The following is a 9,355-nucleotide window of genomic DNA, read 5'->3' as shown; positions in this document are numbered from 1 at the left end:
GCTCGAGCAGCATAATGAGAGGCTTGAGGAGCTTATTCTGCGCATGGAAAGGCAACTCTCTGCCGCTAACGTGCCTTACGATGCCCCGCAAGAGGTAGCTCCGTGCTGCTGCCATTGCCATGAAGGAGAGCGAAACGAGCCGTGATCGCCTTCCATACCGAATTATTGAGCTGGAGGTTGATGTAATGTCTCGCGCGGATCGGCACCTGTTGCAACGTATATCTGCGTGGCGCCAAGGAAAGGGGCTACTGAGCCTTTTCTTTCTCCTGCCGCTTCCGCTGTTGGCAATTGGCAGCTCCCTATTTTTTCTGTACGCTCATCGTCTCCACTCCGAAGATACTATCGCTCCAGGCGTTCATCTCTTTACGTTAGACCTTGGCGGCAAGACACCGGAGACGGCAAGAGACGCGATACTGCAGTGGGCGCAGGATAGGTGCGCAACGCTCTTTGCTTTGCATGCGCAGGGGATAGCCAATAGCCCGTCGGTCTCGATGCGGGCAAGAACACTAGGGCTTGGCATTGATGTCGACTCTACGCTCCAAACTGCCGAGCAGGCTGGACAAACAGGATGGCTATCTAAAATAGTCTCTCTTGTAAGGCCATCCAAATCGGACACCCCTATTACACCCACGATCACGGTTGACCAGAAGCAGCTTCACGAGGCGCTGACTCACGTGGCGCATCTCACGCAAGTTCCGGCCATCAATGCGAAGATCGTGCTGCTTCCGAAGGGAGGTTTTGGGCTAAAACATGAGGTGCCGGGGCGAGCCATAGATGTAGACGCAGCGGCGCCAATCGTCACACATGCTTGGCAACAGTTCAATACGCCATCTTCTTCAAGCGCAGGTACGACAGGTGGAAGGGGTGCGACAACAACAGGAAACACCGGCAGTCTGCTCGATCTCAACCTACCTACTCAGGCGGTACAGCCGCGCATCACCTATGACCTCTTACACACTATAGATGGAAAGCTCTCGTCTTATAGCACCTGGTACGCTGAGGGGAAGCGGGGACATAACATTGAGGTGGCTACCGAAAAGATAGATGGAACCCTATTATTGCCCGGCCAAATCTTTTCTTTTAACGAGACGGTGGGGCCTCGCGTGCTGTCCAGTGGTTTCGATGTGGCCCCGGTTATTATTCATGGGCAGTTGCAACCGGGGGTGGGGGGCGGAATCTGCCAGGTATCGGGCACCCTTTACAATGCCGCCTTGAAGGCCGGGTTAAAAACTGTGCTTCGCAATCACCACTCGTTTCCCGTTTCCGATGGGGGCATTCCCACCGGTCGCGATGCGACCGTCGCCTATGGGGAGCTAGATATGCGCTTCCAGAACAGTTTGCCCTATCCCGTCTACATCATCGGACGGGCGCATGGAGGCTTACTGACTTTCGATATTTTTGGGCATGTCGATCCGAATCGCAAAGTGGAACTCGTGCGTGGGCGCCTTCATGAAGGCGATGTGCCCGTAGAGATTATTCATGATCCCAAGCTGCCTCCGGGACGTCGGATTGTGGAACAGGAGGGGCGCCCGGATGTGCGCACCGTGTGGTACCAGATCATCCGTGTAGATGGCAAGGTGGTGAGTCGGGATGTGATTCCATCACACTACGAAGCGCAGCCGGAGATCGTGCGCGTTGGCGTGAGAGTGCAGCCCGCTCCACCCCCTGTACGGCGTCCACCATCCACACAGCCTGCTCAACTTCCTACGCCACCCTAACCCCATCCGCTTGTCCTCGCGGACGGCAACGCAGCGGTCTTAGTGGTCTTCCCTCTCCCTGTAGGGTGGGGCGCCCTGGCCAGAAAATCTCGCTATTTTCTGGGGACTCCTGTGTCGGTCTTGAAGAGTCCGTGAAATAGACGCCTGTCATTTCGAGCGGAGGGCGAGATGAACCACTGTCATTTCGAGCCGATGATACAACTGTCATTTCGAGCCGCAGGCGAGAAATCTTAAGTTTCACTTCCCACAAGCTCTGAGGAATAGGGATGAGGCTGCCAATCTCACGGTTCTAGAGGCAGTTTACTAAGCAAGCCTATCTCATTCGCCCCCCTATCCCGTTCTTTCCCCCGATTCGGGAGGTGCTAGCGCACGGCGATGCAGCGGCCAGAGAAAAAGACGCCTAAGGGAATAAAACAGGCCGCTGAGGGGGAGGGCGTCGGCCTTGAAGTGCCGGTGAGATAGACGCCTGTCATTTCGAGCCGAAGGCGAGATGAACCACTGTCATTTCGAGCCGAAGGCGAGAAATCTTGAGTTTCCATTCCCACCAGTTCTGAGGACGAGGCGTCGGGCTTGAGGGGGAGGACGTCGACCTTGATGGGCGGGGGTGAGGGCTGTAGAGGCGGACAGCAATGCAGCGGCCAGAGAAAAGACGCCTAAGGGAATAAAACAGGCCGCAGAGGTGCTTGGTTAGTTTTGAATGAAGAGAGGGGGCTGGTGTAGTAAGTTGCCCATTCTAGAGCCAATTAGCAAGACATGCCAACGGGAAACAAGCTTCCCTTTCTGAACAAAGCGATAGCAAACCGGAGGTCCCTCGCCCGTCGCAAGATGGGTGCGACCTGACATCAAGGCGCCGCACTCCGCACCACCAAGAGAGGCTTAACGTAGTAAAACTCTACCTTGCGGCAAATAACCAAAAACTTAGGTACATTATCACCCTAGGCCTTAATGCTATGAGGAGTTCACCATGGAAGATGAGGTGTTGCTGCAAGTAAATGACTTGCGTAAGACTTACGACGATGTTACGGCCGTGGACGGAGTGAGCTTTACCATTAAAAAGGGCGAGATATTCGGCCTTCTGGGACCTAATGGTGCCGGCAAAACCACCACCATCCACATTCTCGCCGGTATCTTGCCTCCTACCTCCGGATGGATTCTTTTTGAAAGTGTGCCCTACCGATCCACTCCAGAAGAGCGCAGTCGGTTTGGGGTGGTTCCACAGGAGTTGGCCATCTATGCCAAACTCACCGGAAGAGAGAACCTTTTCTTCTTCGGCAGGCTCTATGGTCTGCATGGTGCGATGCTCACTCGCCGCGTGGCCGAGGTGCTTGAGCTTGTTGGCCTTTCCGAGCATGCCGACCGTCTTGTGGAAAAATACTCCGGCGGCATGAAACGTCGTCTCAATCTAGCCGCAGGGCTTCTACATGCGCCCCAACTCTTACTGCTAGATGAACCCACCGTTGGAGTCGATCCGCAGTCGCGCAATCATATCTTTGAGGGAATCCGTGCCCTGAATCGAAACGGCCTCACCATTCTCTACACCAGCCACTATATGGAGGAGGTTCAGTTGCTTTGCGACCGTGTAGGCATTATAGATAGAGGTAAGCTCATCGCCTGCGACACCGTAGCCAACCTTATCGCCCGCCAAGGTGGCTCTACCATCGAGTTGGTGATCGAGGGGAAAGAGGCCGGCCTGGGGGCTCAGCAGAGCGAGGACGAACTGAAATCAGCTCTTGCCTCGGTTCCCCTTGTGGACGCCATTGAAATAAAGGAAGGCTCGCAGGAAGCCCCTGGACAACATGTCATCACGGTATATAGTGCAAAACCCTATCACGCTCTGCCTGAGCTAGTACGTCTTCTAAACTCCTATCATCTTCCCATCGTCTCTATCAACATCAAACAACCCACCTTAGAGGACGTATTTCTTTCTCTTACCGGCAAGCATTTGCGAGATTAGGCACAGCAACGGCAATTATCACATTCAAATCCAAAGTCCTGCAGAGTGCGTAAGCGTGTTTCTAGCTTCTACCCCCACTTTCTGGAGAGAGGAGAACGATAAGTTCCTAACGGTTCCTTTGACTACCGATTCCTTAATGAATCTTTCAAAAATCTGGGCGTTTAGAATGCGCTGCTATATCCAAAAATCTCTTCGATTTTTTAAATCCTCTCCTGCTTGCACTTTTGTAGGGGGAAGCTTGACACACTTTGCTATACTGCTCTAAAACGAAAGACCAACCACAACCGCCCCCTTTCTTTCTAATAGGGGGAAAGGGCGGGATAGGGGGCGAACAAGACCGGCTTGCTTTATTAACTGCCTCTAGAACCGTGAAGCTGGCAGTCTCTGTAGCCCCTCACCCTTATCCCTCAGAACTGGTGGGAATGGAAGCTTAAGATTTCTCGCCTTCGGCTCGAAATGACAGTGGTTCATCCTTTTACCCAACGAAGCGAGGAGAGTGGGTAAAATGTTGCAGTTATTGCGAGAGGAGGTAGTCCGATGCGGATCGTGTCGTTGTTGCCGAGTGCCACGGAGATCATCTGTGCGCTTGGATTGGGGGACCAGTTGGTAGGAGTAACGCATGAGTGCGACTATCCGCCGTTTGTACAGCAGTTGCCGAAGGTCACCAAAACGCTAATCCCCCATAACGCCACCAGCGCCGAGATAGATGCGTTGGTGCGAGAGCGCCTTAAAACGGATAAGGCCCTCTATACCCTGAACATGGAGGTGTTGGAGCAACTGCGTCCCGACCTCATCATTACACAGGCCTTATGCGATGTATGTGCCGTGGCGGAGGCGGAGGTGCGTGCGGCGGCGTGCCAGTTGCCGGGAGCGCCCCGCGTGGTCAACCTGGAGCCGATGTGCTTGGAAGACCTATATGAGGCCATTCGTAGCGTGGGGGAAGCCACAGGGCACGAGGAGGCAGCCGAGCGGCTTATCCGTTCTCTTAGGGCGCATGTGGCGGCGGTAAAGGAGAGGACGGAACGCATCGCCTATAAACCGCGAGTAACGCTTCTAGAATGGATCGATCCTCCTTTTACCTGTGGGCACTGGAGCCCCGAACTCGTTGCGCTTGCCGGAGGCATCGAGGGTATTGGAAAGGCGGGTGTCCCTTCGCGCACCATGCATTGGGAGGAGCTGCTCCATTGGCAGCCCGAGGTGCTTGTGATCGCCTGTTGTGGGTATACCGTCGAGCGGACGCTTCAAGACATGCCCCTTCTAGAGGCCCGACCCCATTGGCAGGAGCTGCCTTGTGTACGTTCGGGGCGGGTATATATTATCAACGGTTCGCATTACTTCAGCCGCCCCGGCCCGCGGCTTGTGGATAGCCTAGAGATTTTAGCGCATACGCTCCATCCGGACATGCACCCTTTGCCGGAGGGATTGCCTCCGGCTCTGCAGTGGCGGGCACCCGCCCTTAGCTACTTACCGTGATAGACCAATAGATGATATCTATGGCATCGTTCTTGGTGCCGGCCGGGTAGACATCGCCGGCCGGCTCCGGGGAGAGCAGCGTGGTGGTATCTTGGGAAGTGTAGGTGCGATTTTGGCTTAGGTCAATGGTGAGGAAACTACTCTCTTGGGCAGGATCGAGCGTATTGCCCATAGCATCTACCTCTTTCACACCGCTGGAGTTTTGGTCGGTCGGCACATAGTTGGTGGCCACGATGTTCACCTGGATATAGCGGATGGCTGCCGCCTCCCGTGCCTTTTGGTTTGGATCGGAAGTGTCGGTGATGAGTTGAGAGAGCTGAAGCTGAAAAGAGAGTGAGGAGGCACCCACGATATCTTGAGGATTGGTGAGATCGGGCAGAGTATACTGGGCGGGCATGCCCTGGTAAACGGCGGAGTTAGGGATATTGGGGTCGCCGGGGAAGTGGTAGACGCCGATGCTACCGGGCTGATGCTGGTTATAGAGCACGTAGTCTGTAAGGCCGTAGTCGGGCGGGTTGCCAAGGCTTCCGGGCGAGCCGGTGGCGAAGCCGTTGCCGTAGCCCACAAGGCCGCCTTGACCGGGAGCATACACGGCTACCGGCCCTCGAGCGGTAAGGCTGCCCGTAGCCCCATAGCGATTGATGAGGAAGAAATAGTAGAAGGCGGGGTTCATGGGGCCGGCGAAACGCATGGTGACCGTGAGGCTTTTACCCCCTACGGCCCCTGTGCCCGGCACGGGGGCAGCACAGCCACCGGCGGCGAGGGCAATGCCGCCTCCTAGAAGCGTTTTAAGAAAATCTCTTCGTTCCATTAGGGACTTCCCACCTCCGATAGGTGCGTCGGGTCGCTTTCCTCCGTTTGGGGCACGCGATAACTTATAATACTACTTACTCCCGGTTCGCGCATCGTGACACCGTACCATGTCGGGGCCGCCTCCATTGTGACGGGGTTATGGGTGATCACTAAAAACTGACTTCGTTCGCTGAATTCGCGCACAAGCCGAACAAACTTCTCCACGTTGGCGCCATCAAGAGGTGCATCTACCTCGTCGAGGATAACAAAGGGGCTGGGCCGCACAGATAAAAAGGCAAAAAGCAAGGCTGTAGCGGTTAGTGCGCGCTCCCCGCCGGAGAGAAGGGCAAGGCTTTGCGCCTTTTTGCCGGGAGGTTGGGCGATGATCTCGATGCCGGTTTCCAGCAGATCATCGGGGTTTGTAAGCAGTAATCGTGCGCTCCCTCCGCCGAAAAGGCGCTTAAAGAGCCGGTCGAACTCTTCGCGCACGGCCTCGAAGGTTTGCAGAAAGATGTCGCGAGTGCTGGCATCTATCTCGGCGATGGTGGTCAGCAGTCCTTCACGGCTTTTCTCTAAATCGGCCTGTTGAGTTGCCAAAAAGTCGCAGCGTTCCGTAAGCCGCTCGAACTCCTCGATGGCCCCCGTGTTCACGTGGCCCATCGCCCGTATTTCACGGCGAAGGCGTGCCACTTCCCGCGCGGTATTGTCGTCAACGGCCACGGTTTCTTGGTGTTGGAGGGCCTCTTCCAGCGGGAGATTGTACTCTTGCAAAAGCCTTTCGGCAGCTTGAGACAGTTGCATTTCGAGGCGGGCGACGCGCAGTTCCGTTTCATGCAGGTGCGCCGTGATCTCTCGATGACGTTGAGCCGCCTCCCGAAGCGCCTCGTTGGTTTTGGTGTGGGCGTCGAGTTTGTGCTGGCGATTAGCGAGATTCTGCTGCACCGCCTGTTCGGCCTCTTGCAGTTGGCGCAGGGTGTGTTGCAGTTGTTCGGCCAGGCGCGTCTTCTCCTCCGCCACCTGGGCTTCTTCCTGCTGTACCCGAGCATGCAGGCTTTTGCGTTGCTCCATGCGGCGCTGCAACTCCTCAAGCGCCTGCCGATTCTCCTGATGTGAGCGCCTTAGCCCTTGAAGCTGGGTGCGAAGTTCGGTGGTTTCTACCTCTAGGCGAGCGGCGTTGCTGCGAAGGGCATCGCGCTGTGCAGTGCGGGTTTCGGCCTCTTGCTGAAGCGCTATGAGAGCATTTTCGGCATCTGCATCGTCCTCGTGGCGAGAGAGGATGAGGTTTTCAAGTCGTTCCTGCTCTTTTTTCAGCTCTGTAAGGCGGGTTTGCAGTAGCTGCTGAGCCTGTTGGTGCTCGATCTCCTGGCGTTGGAGGCGGGCAAGCTCTCTTTCAGCCGCGGCCTGGGCGCCGGCGGCAGCGGCGATGGCTTGATCGAGGTTTGCCAGCTCTTGCAGGAGGTGACTGTGCTCTTTCGCGGCCTCCTGCTGTTTATGCAGCAGCTCCTTATGTTGGGCAGCGAGCCGGTCCACCTCGGTTTGTAGGTTGGGTAGGCGATTTTTGAGGTCATCTATCTCCCCTTTACGCCCTACAAGATGGGCACCCCGCCCCTGTAGTGAGCCACCGGTAAGAGCTCCTCCCGGAGTAAGTAGCTCCCCTTCAAGGGTAACCATACGTGACCAGCCGGAAAGGCGGCGGGAGAGCGCAATGGCTTTGTCTAGGTCGCGCACAACTATCACGCGCCCCAGAAGGAGCTGAATCGCCGGAGCATAGCGTTCGTCAAAAGCGACGAGATCAGCGGCCACCCCTTCGATCCCTTCCTCTGGGGGAAGGTTGTCGAGTGGCCGGCCGGGGCGTAGCAGGGTAAGGGGCAGAAAGGTAACGCGCCCGGCTTTGTGTTGCTTCAGCCAGGCGATGCCGGCTTTGGCCTCCTCCTCGGTAGGCGTTACGATGTCTTGTAAGCTACTGCCTAAAGCGACCTCAATGGCGATGCGGTAGGGTTCGGGGACGGTGAGGAGGTCTACTACAGGGCGATAGTCACCGCGAAGGGCACCTGATCGAGCGGCTTGAAGGAGTGCCCGAACCCCATGATAGAAGCCTTCATAGCTTTCCTGCAACTCGACGAGGGTAGAGAGGCGTGCGGCCTGCTCGGAATAGGCACGCCGGGCTGCTTCCCAGCGGTTGCGGCACGCATCTACCTCGGCCTGCAGCGCTTTTTGTTTGGTTTCTAGATGCTCTTGGGTTTGATGCAGTTCGTCCCGTTGGGCTTTGCGTTGTTCTTGTTCGGCAGCAATTTGGCGCAGGCGCTCCTCGGCTTGTAGTCGTTGCTCTTGTAGAAGGGTTGCTTCCTTTAGCAGGGCTTCTTGTTGTTGGCGGGTCTCTTCAAGGCGAGCTTTCACCCCATCGAGCGCAGCGATGCGGCCGGCCCGCTCTTCGGCGCGTCGAAGTTGTTGGCTACGCCGGGCCTCCAGTTCGCGTAAAATCTCGGTAACGGTCTGCTCAATCGCCTGCAGGGCGGTGCATTCGGCGGCCCATGCTTGTTCCCTTTCCGCCAGTTCGGCTTGCAGGCGCGCGATCTCCTCGGCCTCAGAGATGATAAGATTTTGGAGCAGCTCTTTTTGTGTATCCAGATCGGCGATCTCTTGGAGGGCCTGTTCTTCGGTGCGTGCTGCGGCCCGGGCGCGCTCCTCTAAAACGGCCATGCGGCTTTGGGTGCGCTCGGTGGTGGAGAGCAGGTTTTGGTAGTTCGTTCGCGCGATCTCTAAGGCCTCTTCGGCTTGCTGTACCTGCTCCGTTAGCTCGGCAAGGTGCTGCTCAAGCTGGGCCTGCAGTGTTTCGATGCGACGCAGTTCCTCACGATCAAGTTCGTGTTCTTGGCGAATGCCGAACAGTTCATAGTCCGCCTGTTTTACCTCGGCGACGAGCAGACCGACCTCAATTTCTCGGAGGCGCTCTTGGTAGCCGAGGTAGCGACGGGCGGTGATGGCCTGACGCTCGAGGGGTTCCTTTTGGGCCTCCAGCTCGCGAAGAATATCGCGTACGCGTTGGAGGTTGGCCTCGGCCGTTTCAAGCTTGCGCAGAGCCTCTCGCTTTTTCACTCGATATTTTTTGATTCCGGCGGCCTCTTCAAACAGCTCCCGCCGATCTTCGGGGCGTGCCGAGAGGACGGCGTCTACCTCCTGTTGGCCTACGACGGCGTAGGCGCCTTTGCCGGCACCGGTATCTAAAAACAGTTCCACGATGTCTTTCAGGCGACAGGGGGCGCCATTAATGAGGTATTGGCTTTCGCCGGAGCGATAGATGCGTCGGGCGATGCTGACTTCAGAGAAGGCGATGGGCAAAAAGTGATCGGAGTTATCGAGCAGAAGGCGCACCTCTGCCATGCCGAGAGGTTTGCGTTTATCGGAGCCGCTGAAGATG

5 protein-coding genes are annotated in these 9,355 nt (G+C 56.6%); 3 read left to right on the top strand and 2 right to left on the bottom strand.

Going from position 1 to position 9,355, the window contains the following annotated elements; all coding sequences use genetic code 11:
- Positions 1-185 precede the first annotated feature (185 nt).
- The 3 genes from VKV29_RS00735 to VKV29_RS00725 all read left to right on the top strand — a co-directional run bounded on the left by VKV29_RS00735 (position 186) and on the right by VKV29_RS00725 (position 5,145).
- On the top strand, positions 186-1,718 hold the full coding sequence (locus tag VKV29_RS00735) for a VanW family protein (RefSeq protein ID WP_324199380.1): 1,533 nt from the start codon (positions 186-188) through the stop codon (positions 1,716-1,718).
- A 964-nt stretch (positions 1,719-2,682) separates the two neighbouring features.
- Positions 2,683-3,672 (top strand): ABC transporter ATP-binding protein, encoded by a 990-nt coding sequence (locus tag VKV29_RS00730; protein WP_324199379.1) that lies wholly within the window; start codon positions 2,683-2,685, stop codon positions 3,670-3,672.
- Positions 3,673-4,209: 537 nt separating this feature from the next.
- Positions 4,210-5,145 (top strand): cobalamin-binding protein, encoded by a 936-nt coding sequence (locus tag VKV29_RS00725; RefSeq protein WP_324199378.1) that lies wholly within the window; start codon positions 4,210-4,212, stop codon positions 5,143-5,145.
- Here VKV29_RS00725 and VKV29_RS00720 read toward each other — a convergent pair.
- On the bottom strand, positions 5,129-5,956 hold the full coding sequence (locus VKV29_RS00720) for a twin-arginine translocation signal domain-containing protein (RefSeq protein ID WP_324199377.1): 828 nt from the start codon (positions 5,954-5,956) through the stop codon (positions 5,129-5,131). The genes VKV29_RS00725 and VKV29_RS00720 overlap by 17 nt on opposite strands.
- Positions 5,956-9,355: chromosome segregation protein SMC (smc, locus tag VKV29_RS00715; protein ID WP_324199376.1), on the bottom strand; the 3,400-nt coding region annotated here is incomplete at its 5' end. The genes VKV29_RS00720 and smc, both read right to left, overlap by 1 nt.

This window comes from Chthonomonas sp. (assembly GCF_035294165.1).
Taxonomy (GTDB): domain Bacteria; phylum Armatimonadota; class Chthonomonadetes; order Chthonomonadales; family Chthonomonadaceae; genus Chthonomonas.
The sequence above is the reverse complement of the archived record's forward strand: the minus strand, read 5'-3'. Positions and strand labels throughout refer to the sequence as shown.